Origin of the sequence: Sporosarcina saromensis, assembly GCF_033253735.1 — a bacterium.
Lineage (GTDB): Bacteria > Bacillota > Bacilli > Bacillales_A > Planococcaceae > Sporosarcina > Sporosarcina saromensis.
This window is the reverse complement of record NZ_JAUBDI010000007.1, coordinates 103,673-122,664: the sequence shown is the minus strand read 5'-3', so window position 1 is coordinate 122,664 and position 18,992 is coordinate 103,673. Positions and strand designations below refer to the sequence as shown.

13 protein-coding genes and 1 riboswitch are annotated in these 18,992 nt (G+C 43.7%); of the genes, 9 read left to right on the top strand and 4 right to left on the bottom strand.

Annotated features, from left to right (window positions below; genetic code table 11):
* Nucleotides 1-168 precede the first annotated feature (168 nt).
* On the bottom strand, nt 169-3,606 hold the full coding sequence (gene metH / locus QT711_RS09540) for a methionine synthase (protein WP_317943750.1): 3,438 nt from the start codon (nt 3,604-3,606) through the stop codon (nt 169-171).
* A complete protein-coding gene (locus QT711_RS09535; protein ID WP_317943748.1) occupies nt 3,599-5,446 on the bottom strand; it encodes a bifunctional homocysteine S-methyltransferase/methylenetetrahydrofolate reductase in 1,848 nt (615 codons plus the stop codon). Before QT711_RS09535 ends, metH begins: the two co-directional genes overlap by 8 nt.
* A gap of 96 nt (nt 5,447-5,542) precedes the next feature.
* A riboswitch (SAM riboswitch) is annotated at nt 5,543-5,649 on the bottom strand.
* Nucleotides 5,650-6,301: 652 nt separating this feature from the next.
* Between QT711_RS09535 and QT711_RS09530 the strand changes: the two genes are divergently transcribed.
* The 4 genes from QT711_RS09530 to QT711_RS09515 all read left to right on the top strand — a co-directional run bounded on the left by QT711_RS09530 (nt 6,302) and on the right by QT711_RS09515 (nt 10,023).
* Entirely contained in the window at nt 6,302-6,484 is a 183-nt protein-coding gene (locus QT711_RS09530) for a histidine kinase (RefSeq protein WP_317943746.1), read from the top strand.
* Between the two features lie 129 nt (nt 6,485-6,613).
* The gene (locus QT711_RS09525) at nt 6,614-7,210 is read left to right on the top strand and encodes a biotin transporter BioY (protein WP_317943745.1); all 597 of its coding nucleotides are present in this window, start codon (nt 6,614-6,616) and stop codon (nt 7,208-7,210) included.
* Nucleotides 7,207-8,214: a biotin synthase BioB gene (bioB, locus tag QT711_RS09520; RefSeq protein ID WP_317943743.1), complete on the top strand. Its 1,008-nt coding sequence runs from the start codon at nt 7,207-7,209 to the stop codon at nt 8,212-8,214. The genes QT711_RS09525 and bioB overlap by 4 nt, the downstream gene beginning before the upstream one ends.
* A 129-nt stretch (nt 8,215-8,343) precedes the next feature.
* Nucleotides 8,344-10,023 carry a hypothetical protein gene (locus tag QT711_RS09515; protein ID WP_317943801.1) on the top strand — a complete coding sequence of 560 codons (1,680 nt, stop codon included), beginning with the start codon at nt 8,344-8,346 and terminating at the stop codon, nt 10,021-10,023.
* Nucleotides 10,024-10,095: 72 nt separating this feature from the next.
* Here the strand turns inward: QT711_RS09515 and QT711_RS09510 are convergent, their stop codons facing one another.
* The gene (locus tag QT711_RS09510; protein WP_317943742.1) at nt 10,096-11,625 is read right to left on the bottom strand and encodes an AbgT family transporter; all 1,530 of its coding nucleotides are present in this window, start codon (nt 11,623-11,625) and stop codon (nt 10,096-10,098) included.
* A 579-nt stretch (nt 11,626-12,204) separates the two neighbouring features.
* Between QT711_RS09510 and QT711_RS09505 the strand changes: the two genes are divergently transcribed.
* Complete coding sequence (locus QT711_RS09505) at nt 12,205-12,678, top strand: hypothetical protein (protein WP_317943740.1); 474 nt, start codon at nt 12,205-12,207, stop codon at nt 12,676-12,678.
* 304 nt (nt 12,679-12,982) lie between these two features.
* Here the strand turns inward: QT711_RS09505 and QT711_RS09500 are convergent, their stop codons facing one another.
* Entirely contained in the window at nt 12,983-13,567 is a 585-nt protein-coding gene (locus tag QT711_RS09500) for an N-acetyltransferase (RefSeq protein ID WP_317943738.1), read from the bottom strand.
* Between the two features lie 609 nt (nt 13,568-14,176).
* Between QT711_RS09500 and QT711_RS09495 the strand changes: the two genes are divergently transcribed.
* The 4 genes from QT711_RS09495 to clpC all read left to right on the top strand — a co-directional run bounded on the left by QT711_RS09495 (nt 14,177) and on the right by clpC (nt 18,927).
* Nucleotides 14,177-14,638: a CtsR family transcriptional regulator gene (locus QT711_RS09495; RefSeq protein WP_317943736.1), complete on the top strand. Its 462-nt coding sequence runs from the start codon at nt 14,177-14,179 to the stop codon at nt 14,636-14,638.
* Between the two features lie 29 nt (nt 14,639-14,667).
* Complete coding sequence (locus tag QT711_RS09490) at nt 14,668-15,231, top strand: UvrB/UvrC motif-containing protein (RefSeq protein ID WP_317943734.1); 564 nt, start codon at nt 14,668-14,670, stop codon at nt 15,229-15,231.
* On the top strand, nt 15,221-16,303 hold the full coding sequence (locus QT711_RS09485; protein ID WP_317943733.1) for a protein arginine kinase: 1,083 nt from the start codon (nt 15,221-15,223) through the stop codon (nt 16,301-16,303). Before QT711_RS09490 ends, QT711_RS09485 begins: the two co-directional genes overlap by 11 nt.
* Before the next feature lie 176 nt (nt 16,304-16,479).
* Entirely contained in the window at nt 16,480-18,927 is a 2,448-nt protein-coding gene (gene clpC, locus QT711_RS09480; protein ID WP_317943732.1) for an ATP-dependent protease ATP-binding subunit ClpC, read from the top strand.
* Nucleotides 18,928-18,992: the final 65 nt, after the last annotated feature.

Sequence of the window (18,992 nt, the reverse complement as noted above, 5' to 3'; positions counted from 1 at the left end):
CTGTCTCCACGTCGACAACTTCGACAGGAGACAGTTTTTTTGCTAATCGCGACAATCCCTCGTGCGATAATCTTGTCTTCCTCGTGCAAAGTTCTTGTCCTACTTCCCAAGCAACTACCCGCCTATAGAAAAAAGCCGCCTTCCTAAAAAGGAAAGGCAGCCTACACTTCAATCTACATTAAAATACCGTGCATCCGGGTGAGCGAATACCATTGCGGAAACTGACGCTTCAGGCTCCATCATGAACTCTTCCGTCAAATGGACACCAATGTCTTCGGGTTTCAACAAACCGAACAACTTTGCCTGATCTTCAAGATTTGGACAAGCCGGATAGCCGTATGAAAAACGCTGCCCCTGATACTTGGCTGCAAAACGATCACGCATCGTGAAGTCCGTTGCATCCGGGAAGCCCCACTGATCGCGGATTTCCTGATGGACACGCTCCGCAAAGCCTTCTGCAAGCTCAAGAGCTGTTGCTTGGAATGCATGGCTCTCCAAAAACTTACCTTGCGCTTTTAATTCATTTGCATACGCACGAACGCCATGACCCGCAGTCACTTGCATAAACGCCACATAATCCATCTGCCCGCTATCAATCGGCTTCAAAAAATCTGCAAGACAAAGGAAAGGATCTTTGCTCTGTCTTGGGAATGTAAAACGCTCAATTTCTGTTTTCCCGTCAACAGGATCATAGATGATGACGTCATCCCCATCTGCCTGCGCCGGGAAGAATTGATACATACCTGAAGCCGACAATTTCCCGGACTCCAGGAAGCCCGTCACCATTTCATGCAACTGAACGGCACGCTCTTCACGATTGGCCAACATTTTATCCACATTTCCGCGCAACCCTAAATGATGGCCGATCAACGTACGCATGTTTACATATGGATACAAATGGGACACCGAGTACTCTTTCATCACACGACGGCGCAAATCAGCCGGCACAAAAACAGGCACATCTTCTCGGACGGTTTTCACAGGCCTTGGCAATACCGCCACCGCCGTATCTCGTGTAGCGCGGACAGCTTCCGACTCCAAACGCTTCTCTTGCTTATCGGAAATCTCGAGCAACAACGCCTCTTTCTCGCCACTTTGTAACCGATTCGCCAAATCCAACCCTTGCATCGCATCTTTGGCATAAATGACTGGTCCGCCATATTCAGGCGCAATCTTCGTCTCCGTGAATCTTCTTGTCAATGCAGCGCCACCAACCATCACCGGTGTGTCAATTCCCGCCGCCTTGAAATCTTGCGCCGTAATGACCATTTGCTGAGCAGATTTTACAAGCAATCCCGACAACCCGATAATATCCGGTTTCTCCTTCCGAATGACGTCAATTAACGTCGCAGGCGTGACCTTAATGCCGATATCGATCACTTTGAACCCATTATTACTCAAAATGATATCGACCAAGTTCTTTCCGATATCATGCACGTCCCCTTTGACCGTCGCGAGCACGATCTTCCCTTTCCCCGAATCGTCCTCTTTCTTCTCCATGAACTGCTCCAAGAAGGAAACGGAAGCCTTCATCACCTCGGCACTTTGCAATACCTCAGCAACAATCAATTGGTTATCATTAAACAACCGACCGACCTCAGCCATTCCTTCCATTAACGGCCCATTAATCACATCGAGCGGCGTGTCATACAACTCTAATGCTGCCTCTAAATCAGGAATGAGCCCTTCTTTCGTCCCCTCTACAACGTAATACGCCAAACGTTCAGGAACCGTCTTCGGAATATCATCCTCCGTCTTCTCCTTTTTCTTATCCCGGTAGAAATCCGTGAAATCTGCCAACGTCTCATCCGTCGTCGTGAATAAAAGATCATTCGCTAGCTTGATTTCCGCTTCAGGAATGGACGCATAACGCTCCAACTTCTCTGTGTTAACAATCGCGTAATCGAGTCCTGCCTGCGTGCAATGATACAAATACACCGCGTTCAAAACCTCACGTCCAACCGGTGGTAGCCCGAACGACACGTTACTTACCCCAAGCGTCGTTAACGCTCGTGGCATTTTTTCTTTTATTAACCGGATGCCTTCAATCGTCTCAACCGCTGAGCCGATATATTGTTCGTCCCCCGTTCCGACAGGGAAGACGAGTGGATCGAAAATGATGTCTTCAGGTGCCAATCCCCATTTATTCACTAACAGATTATACGACCGCTCAGCAATTTCAAGTTTCCGTTCACGAGTGACCGCCATCCCGATTTCATCGATCGTCCCAACGACGACAGCCGCACCGAATTTCTTGACGAGCGGCATGACCGCATCAAACCGTTCTTCACCGTCTTCCAAGTTGATGGAGTTAATAATCGCTTTCCCTTGTGAAAACTTCAGCGCTTCTTCGATGACATTTTCATCTGTTGAGTCAATAACGAGCGGAACTTTTACCTTCTTCACGACTTCCTGCATGAACTTCTTCATATCCTCCAGCTCATCGCGATCCGGATTCGCCAAGCAAATGTCGAGTACATGTGCACCGCCACGTACTTGAGCACGGGCAATTTCAGATGCTTCCTCGAATTTTTCCTCGACAATCAATCGCTTGAACTTCCGTGAACCAATCACATTCGTCCGTTCACCGATCAACAACGGGCGCATAGACGGGTCATAGAGCAATGGTTCGATTCCTGAAACCGCATGATCTCTTATCTCTTCAGGTTTTTGTCGAGGCGTTAATCCATCAACCGTTTCCCGCAATACCCGTATATGATCCGGCGTCGTACCACAACACCCACCTACCATGTTCAACCAACCTTTTTCAGCAAACCCTTTCAGCTTTTGTGATAAAGACTCTGGTGACTCATGGTAATGACCTTCTTCGTCAGGTAAACCAGCATTCGGATAACACGTCACAAAACTCGTCGCCAGCTCCGATAACGAACGTAGGTGATCTGTCATGAATTCAGGGCCAGTTGCACAGTTCAACCCGACAGATAACGGCTTAATATGCTCGATGGAAATGTAAAATGCTTCAATGCTCTGTCCCGCAAGCGTCGTACCCATCGGCTCGATTGTTCCTGAAATCATGATCGGCAACTCGATACCAGTTTCATCAAACGCCCGTTTAATGCCAATCGTCCCTGCTTTAACGTTCAGCATATCTTGACTCGTTTCCATCAATAACAGATCTGCGCCACCCTCAATCAGAGCTTTTGCCTGTACGTAGAAATCCTCCGATAGCTTATCAAAAGTGATTCCACCGGTGACGGATAACGTCTTCGTTGTCGGTCCAATCGCTCCGGCGACGAAACGCGGCCACTCTGGTGTCGAGTAATCGACCGCACACTTTTTCGCGATTTCCACAGCCTTCTTGTTAATTTCTACTGCACGGTGGCCGAGACTGAACTCATCTAGAACGAGAGGGGTCCCCCCAAACGTATTCGTGCAAATGACGTCTGCCCCCGCTTCTAAATACCCGCGGTGGATCTTATCCAGGATGTCGGGGCGCAATAAATTCAAGTATTCATTACACCCTTCATATTCCTCGCCACCAAAATCATCAGCAGACAAATCCTCAGCTTGGAGCATCGTGCCCATTGCGCCATCCAAAAGGAGTATTCTTTTCTCAAGTTGTTCTTCGATCAGGTGCTTAGGCATGGACAACATTCCTCTCTTTCTCTGCGTCAAGTTCCTTAATATGTTGAATCAGTTCCAGCGACATATCGTAGCGCAGAAACGGTGTGATAATGTAAATGCCATTAAAGAGCTCTGCTGCTGTATCAATCAGTTCTTTGGCAATCGCGACGCCTTCTCTTGTCGCTTTCTCACGGTCATCCCCGCATGCTCTCATCCGCTCGAGCACGTCTTCTGATAATTTAATCCCGGGCACTTCGTGGTGCAGGAATTCTGCATTCCGTATATTTGTCAAAGGCATAATGCCAATGAAGATTGGGGTTTCCAAATGTTTTGTCGCTTCATAAATGTCCACGATTTTCTCTTTCGTATATACCGGCTGGGTAATGAAATAATCCGCTCCGCACTCAATTTTCTTTTCCAATCGTTGAACGGCCCGGTCCAATACGCGGACGTTCGGGTTAAACGCTGCTGCGACGGAGAATTTCGCTTTTTTCCGTAACGGTTTACCTGTGAATGAAATTCCTTCATTCAATTGCTTAATCAGTTGCAACAACTCCATGCTGGATACGTCATACACACTTGTTGCACCTGGGAAGTCGCCAACTTTCGTCGGATCGCCAGTGACAGCTAGAATATCGTGGATACCAAGTGCATCAAGCCCCATCAAATGCGATTGCAAACCGATCAAGTTATGATCACGGCACGTCAGATGGACAAGTGGGCGAACGTTATGCTGCATTTTCATAATTGAGCCCATCGCCATATTGCTAATGCGTGGAGAGGCAAGTGAATTATCGGCCATCGTCACGGCATCTACACCTGCATCGTATAATTGGTTGGCGCCGATGAAATATTGTTCGGTTTCCAAATGTCTTGGCGTATCAAGCTCAACAATGACAGTTCGAGTCGTTTTTGCTTTTTCATGTAACGGTTCGTATTTAGCAGGGTCCGCTTCCCGAATAACGATCGGTTTTTCAGGGGTAACGACTTTTTTTGTAATAGGTGCAAGCCCACTCAAATGTTTTTTAGCTGCAGCAATATGTTTAGGTGTCGTTCCGCAGCACCCGCCGATTAGGCGAACACCTTCTTCACGTAGGAGAGCAGCAGCGCGGCCGAAGTAATCCGCTTCTGATACGTAGACAATGCGGCCGTCTTCCACATCGAGTAAGCTTGCGTTTGGAGCAGCAGAAAGAAACGCTCGTTTAGGCAATGTCACTTTTTCGAATGCTTGGATTGTATGGTAAGGTCCTAAACGACAGTTGACGCCGACAACATCGGCACCGATTGCTTCTAGTTGGTGCAATGCATCATTCAACAGCAAGCCGTTCTGTAAGACACCCGGTTCATCCATGGAAACTTGTGCCACAATCGGTCGATCCGTCATTCTACGAAGTTCTTTAACAACTGTAGAGAGTTCTTCAAAATCGTAATACGTTTCGAGCAGCAAGCCATCAGGATCGCCTGCTAATAATGTATCTGCCTGTTCTCGGACAATTGCTAATACGTCAGCAAGTGAGGCATCACTTTTTCGGATACCACGCAAACCACCGATCGTCCCAAGTACGTATTGGTTGCCTTGTGCAGCTGCACGTTTCGCAATTTGAATGGCTGCCTCGTTAAATTCTTTCACCCGGTTTTCCATACCGTAGCGGGCAAGTTTCAGGGCGTTTGCGCTATATGTATTTGTTTGAATGATATCTGCGCCTGCTGCAATATAGTCAAGGTGGATTTTCTCTATAATTTCAGGTTTCTCAACGTTTAATTCTTCATAGCAAAAATCAATTCCGTGCGAATAAAGCACAGTTCCCATCGCACCATCCGCTACCAATACATTGTTCTTTAGATTCTCAAGTAAGTTCATTGTGAATTCATCCCTTCTTCTAATAAGTCAGACCTGTATGAAAACGAAAAAAGCCTTCTCGAAAAGAAGGCTTTGAAAATGCGATGGCTCGCTACCTTCTCATCTGCCAGGCCGCGAAAGACCTGCTGGAATTAGCACCTGACCGTTAACGGCTGGTTGCTGAAGCTTCTTCGGGCCAGTCCCTCAGCTTCTCTAGATAAGAAAATGATATGCAGTTGTTCGAATAATTTAACACATCATACCGCTAATTGGTCAATCCGTCAATAGGGGTTTCGTTTATCGGGTCTGTTGATTAACCACTTTTACAAGTAGACTTCTTTGAAACCGTTGGCTTGCGTTCCGGCGCACGCTTTCCGCGGGGCACGGGTGAGCCTCCTCGTCCGCTTCGCTCCCTGCGGGGTCTCACCATTCGTGCTATTCCCCCGCAGGAGTCGGCGCCTGCACTCCAGCCAACTAGTTTGTACCGATAACTTATTTGCCTCTTATCTTTAGAAAACGTTCGCAGGGATTGTAGAAGACGGCGATGTACAAAGGTGAGCTCTCAACGCTAAGCTTTTGTTTGTATAAGTCATACTTCGTTACGGTATTTCCTGCAAGAACAGCGCGAGCTGAAAACCCTGGAATGAGCTAAGTGAAGAAATAAACTGCCGCATTAATTTCTGAAATTAAAGAAATTAAGGTGAAGCTTCCCCTTCACAGTTTCCTTGATTGAAGGTGTGCAAGCGAAACGCGTCCGCTTAGAGAGGAAACTCGATGTTTAATAAGAATTACAAGTGAAATTGTATAGTCTTGTATCCGACAAATTGGCTAATCATGATAGAATGATTGTAGAACAAAGAGTGGAAGGTGAAGGTAGTGAGGATTTTTAAATTTACAGTCCCGATTGCATTATTAGTGGCGGGGATCGCTTGGTATATGCTACATAAGAATTTTCAAGAAGTACCAGGTACATCACGTGTGTGGATTACAATTGGAGCTGCAATCTTAAGTGGTGTAATCGCACATTTTTTATTCCCGAAAAGCGAAGATGGTCAATAACGAAGTGAAGTCGATGGTTAACCAACCGTCGATTTTTTTGTTTAGGTTAACTGATATAAAAAATAGGTTGACACAAAATGTGTTAACTTTTATTCTGAAATAGATAACTTAACAAATAAGAGGTGTACGATGACAACAACTACAGTGAAACCTAAAAGCACAATGAGTGCATTAAGCCTTGTCTATTGCGGAATGTTTGCCGCATTGATGATGATTGGTGCAAATATTACGTCGTTTGTTCCGTTCTTGGTCGTAGGGGGCGTGCCAATTACGTTACAAACATTCTTTGCAGTTCTCTCAGGACTCATACTGGGAAGCCGCTTAGGTGCGATATCTATGACAGTTTACATGTTTGTCGGATTAGCTGGAGCACCTGTGTTTGCGAAATTCAATGGAGGATTTGGTGCGATTTTACTTCCAACTTTTGGTTTTATCCTTTCATATATCCTTGTTGCGTATGTGGTAGGTAAAATTGTTGAGAAGAACGGAAGTTTACGAAGCTACGTTTTCGCTAGTCTTTTTGGAATGACAATCAATTATTTAATCGGTACAAATTGGATGTATGCAGCTTATAAACTTTGGGCGGCTGCTCCTGATGTGTTTACATACAAGGTCGCTTGGGCTTGGATGATTCCACCACTACCGAAAGATATTGTATTGTCTGTGCTCGCAGGAATTTTTGGGCACCGCATGTATAAAGTATTGAAAGTGAGGCGTACGACGTGACAAATTATGAGGAATGGGCAGAGCGGGTGTTAGCTGGGGGAACGTTGACGGATGAGGAAGGGCTGGCCATTTTAAACAGTCCGGATGAAGACTTATTGCCGCTTTTACACGCATCGTATAAAATTCGAAAGCACTATTATGGCAACAAAGTGAAGTTAAATATGATTATCAATACAAAATCAGGGCTCTGTCCGGAAAACTGTGGCTATTGTGCGCAGTCGATCGTATCAAAAGCACCGATTGAAAAGTATGCGATGATGAAGCAAGAAGAAATTGTGGCTGGTGCTGAACGTGCAGCTTCTGTCAATGCGGGGACATATTGCATCGTGGCGAGCGGCCGGGGACCGGTAAACCGTGAACTAGAGATTGTCATTGATTCCGTTAAGGAAATTAAAGCGAAGCACCAAGACATGACCGTTTGTGCATGTCTCGGTATTCTAAAGCCGGAGCAGGCAAAACGGCTCAAGGAAGCGGGTGTCGATCGGTATAACCACAACATCAACACATCCGCAGCGCATCATGAAAGCATTACAACTTCGCATACGTATGACGACCGCGTGAATACAGTGGAGTTGGCTAAAGAAGCGGGCATTTCACCGTGTTCAGGTGTCATAGTTGGTATGCGAGAGACAAAGGAAGACGTACTCGCGATGGCGAGAAGTTTGCATGCGATGGACGCAGATTCGATCCCTGTCAACTTCTTGCATGCCGTAGATGGGACGCCGCTTGAAGGGACGAACGAATTGACGCCGCGCTATTGCTTAAAAGTGTTGTGTCTATTCCGTTTCATCAACCCGACAAAAGAGATTCGGATTTCCGGTGGACGTGAAGTGAATTTACGATCACTTCAACCATTTGGTCTCTATCCGGCGAATTCAATTTTCATCGGCGATTACTTGACGACAGCGGGTCAAGAGAGTGATCGTGATCGGCAAATGCTTGAGGATATGGGCTTTGAAATTGATTTGGAACCGTTGAAGAGAGAAGCTGTGGAATTACGTTAATTATTTTGCTATCTGACAGGTGAGAAAATTGCCTGTTCCAGATAGCTTTTTTCATTCGAATGAAACGAAATGGCTATTCATTCGTATAGTAACTTACATACAAATTTATTAAAAGAAGAGAGTGGTTTTATGATCGATTTATTACTATTTTCGATCGCTGCAGGTGTGGCATTTGCGGTCATAGTTGTACCGATCTCTAGTGGATCTTCAGAATCCAATAAAGTTCAATTTAACCGTATCACGGCTATTTTATCTACAACGTTATTACTATCCATACTTACTTTTGGCGTCTATTACCTAACGAATTTGGATCGAAACTGGACGTCGTTATGGGCATTCGTTCTTGTTGCTACACTCGCCGGCGTAGTGTTTGCTACCGGGAAAGAACGGTCTGTCAAAGGTATCTTATTTGTAGTCGCATTGTTAGGAAGTGTGTATATTTTGAGTGCGCCACTTTTTAATGCTGACCAAAAATTTCAAGCGGTAGAGATGGATCAGCAAGTTGAGATTAAGGCATTTGATGAATCAAAAACACCAGCAAGTGTACCACCGAAATTTGCAAGGAATAAAATGAAAAAAGCATTTGGACAAGTGCCGAATACAAGCTTTTACGAGCTGGGTCATTTGCAAATTCAAAAAGTGAATGGGGAGTTTGTGTACATTGCTCCTGTTGAATTCTCGGGTTTCTTTAAATGGTTGAATGGTAAGACAACACCAGGCTATTTCACAATGAGTGCCACGGATTCAGCTGATAACCCTAAGTTTGTGAAGTCGGAAATGGTCTATACGCCTTCTTCGTTTTTCCACAAACAAGTAGAGCGGCATATGCGAATGGAATTTCCAAATCTCATTTTTTACGGGGATGTACAACTTGAAATTGATGACGAAGGTGAGCCGCATTATATTAGGTCTTACGGAGAATTCATCACAGCAAGGAATGGATTTGACGTCCACGGAATTGTAATGGTGGACCCTAAAACTGGGGAAGTGGAGCAGTTTGCACTAAACGAAATTCCTGATTACATCGATGGCGCTGTTTCACCAGAAGCAGTCAGTCTGCAAAATAGTTATTTTGGAAAGTATGTTCATGGTTTCTGGAATTCAATTGTCGGGAAGAAAGATGTGAAATTGCCTTCTGATGAAGGAACTGAATCGAATGTCAGTCCGATCTTCGATGAAAATGGCCATATGTATTATTTTACAGATTTCACAAGTCCAAAAGAAGAAGTTGACTCGATGCTCGGCTATGCGTTAACGGATGGACGTACGGGCAAAGCGACTTACTACACTGGTAACCTGGAAGAATCATATATGGATTCACAAGGGGCTCTTCAAATTATTGAGAAGAAATTTATTGAGAAGAAATGGACGGGGGAAATGCCGGTTCTCTACAATTTCTATGGAGAAGCGAGTTGGCTGACGCCAGTACTTGACTCAAACGGTTTCTTACAAAATTACTTTATCGTATCGGCTGCTAATCCTGAAATCTCTGTTTTTGCAAACTCACCGAATGAAGCGTTGAAGCTGTACAAAGCAGCTTTACAACGTGGAGGCAGTTCTGTTGATGGTAGTTCAAGTGCAAAAGAAGAAAAGACGGTTGCAACTGTTTTGCGTGTCTATAAGGAACGTGCGGGAGATTTCACCATCGTATCCATCTTATCGGATGACGGAACGAACTATGTTGTTTCAACTGAAGTAGTTCCTTTAGCAATATATGTGCAAGAAGGAGATCGATTAGCCATCACGTACTTGGCAACAGGCGAGCTTTTCTTACCAGTCAAAGAGATGACGAACATTACAATCGAGTAATTTGAGATGTGCTTAGTTGGAAGGAAAAGTATACAAAAAGAAGGGTGCTCCATGTGCGGAGCGACCCTTCTTTTATTTCTGTATGAATAATTCGCCTTGAGGTCCTAACGGAATACCGAGTAAATACCAAGCGGCGAAAAGAATGATCCACATGATGGCGAACGCAATGGAGTACGGCAACAGTGAAGTCATGAATGTACCGATTCCAATCTTAGAATCGTATTTCTTCGCAAATGTTAACGCAATTGCAAAGTAAGCAAGCATTGGTGTAATCGGATTTGTAATGGAATCACCAATCCGATAAGCAGCTTGTGTTAAAGCTGGACTATAGCCCATGATCATGAACATCGGAACGAAAACAGGTGCAAGGATTGCCCACTTTGCAGACGAACTTGCAACTAAGAAATTGATGAGTGCAGCCACGATGATGAATCCGATGAACAAAGGAAGTCCTTTTAAGCCGAGTGCTTGAAGGGTTTCTGCGCCTTTAATCGCGACAATTGGACCGAGGTTACTCCAGTTAAAGTACGCAATCATTTGTGCTGCGACAAATGCGATAACGATATACATGCCCATACCAGACATAGCTTTCGCTAAGTGATCTGCAAAATCTTTAGAGTTATTGACGGATTTGACGATTTTTCCATAAACAATGGATGGTACAAGGAAAACTAGCATCATGATTGGTACTAAGCTGTCCATTAGTGGCGAAGTTGTCAGGCTACCGGTTTCCGGATGTCTCAATAATGCATTTTCCGGAAGAGATAATGCTAAGACAGTCAAGAGGATGACTGCAACAGAAAGTCCAGCCCATTTAAGTCCTTTCTTTTCTAAAGCAGTGACTTCTTCTAATGTTTCAGTGACACCATCATATTTACCGAGGCGAGGCTCTACAATTTTCGTTGTAACGAATACGGCCACAGGGACAAGCAGCAATGCAGAAACGGCTAAAAAGTAATAGTTCATGCCTGGATTGCCAGAATAGGTCGGATCATAAATGTGTGCGCCAATTTCTGTGAATCCATAAACAAGAGGATCCAGTACACTAATAATTAGATTAGCTGAAAAACCGCCTGCGACAGATGCATATGCTGCAGCAAGTCCCGCGATCGGATGTCTGCCAAGTGCAATGAAAATCATCGCAACGATAGGAGGTAGAACAACCATGGCTGCGTCTGCTGTTGCATTCCCTAAAATTGCGACAAGTACAATTGTCGGTAGGATAATCTTTTTAGGTGCATTCAAAATCGTCGTTTTCATGACCGTTCCGATTAAACCTGTCGATTCAGCTAATCCAACGCCTAACATGACGACGAGAACGAGTCCTAGCGGTGGGAAACTCGTAAAATTCTTGACTAAGTTCGTCAAAATCATAATGAGCCCTTCACCATTTAACAAATTGACAACTTTAATCTCTTCGCCCGTTCCTGGATTCGTCGCACTCGTTCCAAGTGCTCCGAAAATTGCCGAACAAAGTAAGATAATACCAGCGATGTAGACAAATAACATAACTGGATCAGGTAGTTTGTTTCCATACTTCTCAATGAAATCAAGGAATCTGTTGAACAATCCCTTCTTTTTTGTTTCGGTTGTAGCGACCATTTGCATTCCCCCTAGATATAGTGCTTCTTTACTGTAACGTATTAAAGAATAACATTCATTATGTCATAGATTCTGAGAAATTCAATAACTTTTTTTGTGGAAAATGGTTTTGCGGCGTTTTGAAAAAGTATGCGGCGTTTTGTGGGAATAAGCGTTGTTCTGAGGAAGTATGCGGAGTTGTGACCAGATATGAGCAGTTTGCAAGATTTATGCGGAAAATGGATTCGCGGGTAGATTAGAGTAAGTGAAGTGGCATGGCGCGTAGGATGTTTTTTACAAATTAACGATGATTAACCGGACAAAAGGTATCTTTTCAATTGAATTTTCAGTATTATTGTTATTAAGTGACTTGTAAATGGCTGGGATAATAAGTGGATTTTTGCGTGCGTTATGCGGCGTTTAAAGTGTTCCGCGGAGATCTGTTTTTTCTGTATAATTCTTGTCGCGCCAAATGGGTTTTGACACTTTGACGGGTTGGTTATCAGGCTATCGTGATTTGCAAAAAGGAATGCGTGTACATTTTTTTGCCTTTTTTTGATTCCAAGAAGTTTTGTAACAACACATTCATGGAGGTGTGCAATGGTAGAATTAACAGTTCAAGAAGGGTATTCAGTTGGATTATTCAAGTTTGGAATGAAGGAAGAAGAAGCAGAACGTGTTAATAAAATTTACATTGAAAAGTATAATTGCTATGATTACACATTTCATTTTGAATATGATGAAGAGGGAGGAGTGCAATATATTCATTTGATTGTAAATGATCTAAAAAATAATTTTTACTGCAATTTCAAGGGGATTGATGTTATTAATACGAAAGCTGAAAAGCTCATAGAGCACTTCGATGCTATCTCTCCCTATATTAGAAATAGTGATTCCAAATTTGGTTTCATGTATGTTTTTCCAAAATTAGGTATCACTTTTTGGAGAGGTGATGTATGCGCAGAAGAAGATCTTGAAGCAGATTGGTTTAAAGAACTTCATCCTGAAATTCAAGAAGACACGAAGAAGTTCATGTACTTTGAAACTGTAAAATTTCATAAGGATTTAATATAAAGTATTTCATTAATTCTTCCTTTTAGTTGAGCAGTTTTTTGTACAAGATGAATATTCATGAAGCTTCCATGTGTAGAAAAAAATCCTCTCCGCATGGAAGATTACTTACAAACTACGCAAATCCTTTTGCTTCCTTAAATCATCGAAAGCTTTTAACAAAAAGTTTTTCCTCCTTTATTTTCTTTCCCTAACACACCCATATACTATCAGCTATCGTCAACAACGTTTTAATCGTTTATGAACACTGAAGAAATTTTCATCTACATAGAAAAAGCAGCCTCACTGTGGAGAGGCTGCTTTTTCATTATTTTGTTGCTACAAAGGATTCAAGAATGTTTTGTTTGCGTTCTTTTTCAAAAACTAAAACTTTATCGGTCGGGTCGTATTGATCACCGTAAAATGTCTCATCCTTATACGTATGGATTTCTTCATATGTTGTTTTCATCGCTTCGTAGACGGTCTCCTCATCGGCGTCTGTCGGGGACCAGAAAAGGATTTCGAGTTCCGTTTGTTCGCCGGTTGCGAGCGAGCGTCTGCTGTATCCGATTCGTCGCGCGTGATGAAATTGTTCGCGTGCATAAAATTTCAGACGTTTAGCGGTGTCTGTATCTTCGTAATCAACCGGTTCCACTTCTAAAATGATCGGCTTTCCTTTTGCTTTTAAGGATGTCAAAAGCTTTCGTCCGAGACCTGCACCGCGGGATTGAGCGGAGACAAATAAGTAGTCGATGAAAATGAATGTTTCAGTTTCTGCATACATGAGGACATGATGCGGTCCTTCTTCTTTGATGTAGACGTTTTTCTTGTCTTTCAATAGGGCGTCCATATGTTCTTTGGACTTCATTTCTTCGATCGGGAAATACTCACTTAATTTTTCGTACCAGTTCATGCTGAAAATCTCCTCCATTGGTATGGGTGTACCTGGAGCTTTTTGTTTTGGGGTTCGTGAAGAGAGTTTTGCGTGCATTTGACAGAGTGTCTGTAGGTTTTTGTTCTGTCAAATCCAAATCACGCCTCGGTTAGATGTTGTGAATCAGTAGAGGGTTTTGTTCGAGAACACTCGAATTTATGTGTAAATACATCAAGACGCAATTCTATTCAAAAGGACAGATTGCTTCAGGGTGAAGAATTGGGATTGTTTGCAATCGACAGTTCATCAGTCCTCTTGAACGCAACTCTGTGACGAGGAAAAAAGAGGTCAGAAAAAAATCCTCAACTACTTTATTACCCTCTAAAATCTATTATAAACAAGAAAAAAGTATGCATCAACTCTTACGGGGTTTCTAAAAAGAGTTGAAGAGTACTTTGTCAATATATGATGTATTCATTCAAAATGTGACTGTGAATTCTCAGTTTGGGGGATAGTGACTGAATGGAAGAGAGAGTTTGATGGCTGGAAGGTAGCATTTCAATTGCATTTACAAGTTTTATTCGTGTACAATTAAGTCAAAGATAGTCAAAGTCAGTGACTTGTCACCAAGAGGAAAGAGGTGAAAATATGCGAAACATTTCTGACATTATAGAAGGGTATTTGAAGGGTATTATCGAAAAAGAAGATAGTGGAACAATTGAGATTAAACGAAGCGAAGTAGCTGAGAAATTTCAATGTGTTCCTTCCCAAATCAATTACGTCATTAACACACGGTTTACAGTAGAACGTGGGTACGCTGTCGAGTCCAAACGAGGTGGTGGCGGGTATATACGAATTTACCGCGTTCAAACAAACTCGCACAAAGAATTGATTGAACATATTTTAGAGAGCATCCATCAAGGTGTCACGTATACGATGGCGGAAGATGTAGTGCTCAGGATGCTCGAGGAGAAAGCTATTTCTGAGCGAGAAGCGAGAATTATCTTAGCGGCTGTAGATCGGAATACGCTCCATTTCCCATTGCCGGAGCGGGACATCATACGGGCACGGGTTTTACAATCGGTATTAATGACACTCTTATACAAATGACAAGCGTAGCATGACGAAGAGGTGAGATGATGAATTGTGATAACTGTAAAGAACGGCAGGCTTCCGTAATTTTCACACAGGAAAATGCGAATGGGACAACCGAACGTCATTTGTGTGACAAATGCGCATTCCAATCGCAAATGTTTCACTTGGATCCGAACCAGGAACCGCTTTCGATTCAACAGTTCCTCTCCCATTGGTTTGGTGGTACGGACTCAGTTCAACCTTTCCAACAAACGAGGGATAGCTTACCGGAGGGGCCAAAGTGTCCTGATTGTCAATTGACGTTTAGACGATTTTTAGACGTTGGGAAGTTTGGATGCCCTACTTGTTATACGACGTTCAAAGAGCGATTGCCACGTGTTTTGAGCAAACTCCATAATGGCCATACGACACACGTTGGGAAAATTCCTGTTTCATTCAATGAATTGTTCGCTTTGAAGAAGAAAATAGAGGAAATTCGAATGGAAATGCAACAAGCGATTGAGGCGGAGCGGTTTGAAGATGCGGCCACATTGAGGGACGAGGCGAATGCATTGAAACTTCGCTTGGCGCAATGTGCGGACGGAGGTGATGTTGGCGATGTCAATTGATAAATTCATGGAGGATGCGGTTACCGGTTGGATGAAATCGAGTGGCGAGCATGCAGATATCGTCATGTCGACAAGAATCCGGTTAGCTCGAAATTTAAAGGGATATCGCTTCCCAATTGCATTCACTGCTGAAGAAGCTCACAAAATCGATGAAGCAGTTTCAACTGCATTGCTTAATTCTGGAGAAAAAGGGTATGCCTATATGAAGATGTCTGAGCTGCCATTACTCGATCGACAAGTTCTCGTCGAAAAACATCTCGTCAGCCCTCAACTGACAGATTCAAAACGGCACGGTGCAGTCCTCTTATCGGAAGACGAAACGATCAGCATAATGGTGAATGAGGAAGACCATATCCGAATTCAATGTATCTATCCGGGGTTCCAACTTGAAAATGCCTATGAGCAGGCGGATACAGTTGATAATTATTTGGAAGGCCAATTGCCATACGCTTTTGATGAAGCGTTCGGGTACTTGACGAGTTGCCCGTCAAATACGGGTACGGGCATGCGAGCATCAGTCATGATGCATTTACCGGCTTTAACGATTACAAAACAAATCGATCGAATTATTCCTGCAATCACCCGACTAGGGATGGTTGTAAGAGGGAGCTATGGTGAAGGCAGTGAAGCGCCAGGGAATATTTATCAAGTTTCAAATCAGACGACTTTAGGGAAAACGGAGAAAGAGATTTTAGCGGACTTGAAAAATGTGGCGTTACGATTAATTGCCCATGAACGTCGTTCGCGGGAACTACTGCTCTCCAAGTCACGCGTCGCGTTGGAAAACAAATTGTTTAGATCACTCGGCATCATCACGTACGCTCGACTACTACCATCTGGGGAAGCTGCACGTTGCCTGTCGGATGTCCGTCTCGGTATTGATTTAAATATTATCGAAGACATTGATATGTCTATATTGAATGAGTTGATGGTTTTCATGCAACCGGGCTTTTTACAGCAATATGCGAAAGCAGAGTTAACTGCAGAAGAACGGGATATTTTCAGAGCGAATTTATTCAGGGAACGGTTGCGACCAGATCGACAACAAGAAGAAAATAATAAAGAAAAGTAAGCAAGTATTTTGCAAGGGACTTTTCTTTTTATTATAATTAAGTCAAAGATAGTCAAAGTCAATTTAGTGGAATTGGGTTGCTTGATGGCCTGATTGAATAGAGTAAAAGAGATGTATTTTTCGTGAGCGTCATGCGAAAAACAGTTTAGATGGTAAATAAAAGGAGTGGAATGCATATGATGTTCAATCGTTTTACACAGCGTGCACAAAAAGTGTTGCAACTTGCACAAGAAGAAGCGATCCGAATGAAACATGAATCAATAGGCACAGAACATATTTTATTAGGACTTATACGTGAAGGTGGCGGCATTGCTGCAAAAGCATTGGAAGCGATCGACGTCAGCTTTGAAACCATTGAAAAAGGCGTCGAAAGCCTTGTTGGATCAGGTTCTAAGGAAGTTGGTCCAATCGTTCATTACACACCGAGAGCGAAAAAAGTCATTGAGTTGTCTGTCGATGAATCGCGTAAATTAGGACACTCTTACATTGGCACGGAGCATATTCTGTTAGCGCTTATTCGCGAAGGGGAAGGCGTTGCTGCACGCGTGTTAAATAATGCGGGTGTTAGCTTGAACAGAGCAAGACAACAGGTTCTTCAATTGTTAGGCAGTAATGATACAGCTGTCGGTTCTCAAAGTTCATCCGCATCTGCCTCAACGCCTACATTAGATAGTCTGGCGCGCGACTTAACGGAAGTCGCTCGTGAAGGTTCTTTAGATCCAGTCATCGGTCGTAGCAAGGAAATCACCCGTGTTATCGAAGTACTTGCTCGCCGCACGAAAAATAATCCGGTCTTAATCGGTGAGCCGGGTGTGGGTAAGACCGCAATTGCAGAAGGGCTTGCGTTGCAAATTGTTAACAATGAAGTACCTGAAATCTTGCGAGATAAGCGTGTCATGACGCTTGATATGGGTACAGTTGTTGCAGGTACAAAATATCGTGGTGAGTTTGAAGACCGGATGAAAAAAGTGATGGAGGAAATCCGTCAAGCCGGTAATATCATTCTATTTATAGACGAGTTGCATACATTGATTGGTGCAGGTGGTGCTGAAGGGGCGATTGATGCGTCCAATATTTTGAAACCATCGTTAGCACGTGGTGAATTGCAATGTATCGGTGCGACAACACTTGACGAATACCGAAAATACATCGAAAAAGATGCGGCGCTTGAAAGACGTTTCCAGCCAATTCAAGTAGATGAACCAACAGTGGAAGAGACGATCCTAATTATTAACGGTTTGCGTGATCGTTATGAAGCGCATCATCGTGTGAAAATTACGGATGAGGCAATTGAAGCTGCGGCGAAGATGTCCGATCGATACATTTCCGATCGCTTCTTGCCGGACAAAGCGATTGACTTGATAGATGAAGCCGGTTCTAAAGTACGTTTACGTTCGTATACGACGCCACCGAATTTGAAAGAACTGGAATCTAAATTGGAAGCGATTCGCCATGAAAAGAATGCCGCGGTGCAAAGCCAGGAATTTGAAAAGGCTGCATCATTCCGCGATAAAGAACAAAAAATGAAAGAAGAACTCGAAAAGACGAAAACGGCTTGGAAAGAGAAACAAGGGAAAAAAGAGTCTGAAGTGACGGTGAATGACATTGCGGAAGTCGTCGCGATGTGGACAGGGGTTCCGGTAGCAAAAATTGCTGAAACGGAAACTGCAAAACTGTTGAACATGGAAGAGTTGCTTCATGAGCGTGTCATCGGTCAAAGTGAAGCTGTAATGGCAATTTCCCGGGCAATCCGAAGAGCGCGTGCAGGATTGAAAGATCCGAAGCGTCCAATCGGTTCGTTCATTTTCCTCGGACCGACGGGTGTAGGTAAAACCGAACTTGCAAGAGCGCTAGCGGAAGCAATGTTTGGTGATGAAGATGCGATGATTCGAATTGACATGTCCGAGTATATGGAGAAGCATGCGACGTCCCGACTTGTTGGTTCACCTCCAGGTTACGTAGGATACGATGAGGGCGGCCAGTTAACGGAAAAAGTGCGTAGAAAGCCGTATTCGGTTGTCTTACTCGATGAGATTGAAAAAGCGCATCCGGATGTATTCAACATCTTATTGCAAGTGTTGGAGGATGGAAGATTGACGGATTCGAAAGGACGTACGGTCGACTTCCGGAACACAGTCGTTATTATGACGTCTAACGTCGGAGCAGATGCGTTGAAGCAAAATCGGTATGTCGGTTTTAATCTTCAAGACGGTGAACAAGACTACGAAGGCATGAAGTCCAAGATGTTGGATGCGCTGAAAAAAGCGTTCCGTCCGGAATTCTTGAACCGTGTCGATGAAATGATTGTATTCCATTCACTTGAAAAAGATCACTTGCGTGAAATTGTGACGCTGATGTCTAATGAGTTGACGAAACGCTTGGCTGAACAAGATATTACGCTTGAATTGACAGATGAAGCAAAAACGAAGATTGCGTCAGAAGGGTATGACCCGGATTATGGCGCGCGTCCGTTGAGACGTGCACTTCAAAAACATGTCGAGGATCGCTTATCGGAGGAACTGTTGAAAGGCACGGTTCTGACAGGTGGTAAAGTGGTTGTCGATGTGGAAGATGACAAGTTCGTCGTGAAGACGGAACGCGAAGCAGTGGCGGAAAATCAATAATTGGATGGCCCTTCCGTAGAATTCGCATTTCTACGGAATCGGGCCGTCTTTTTTCATAGATGGAG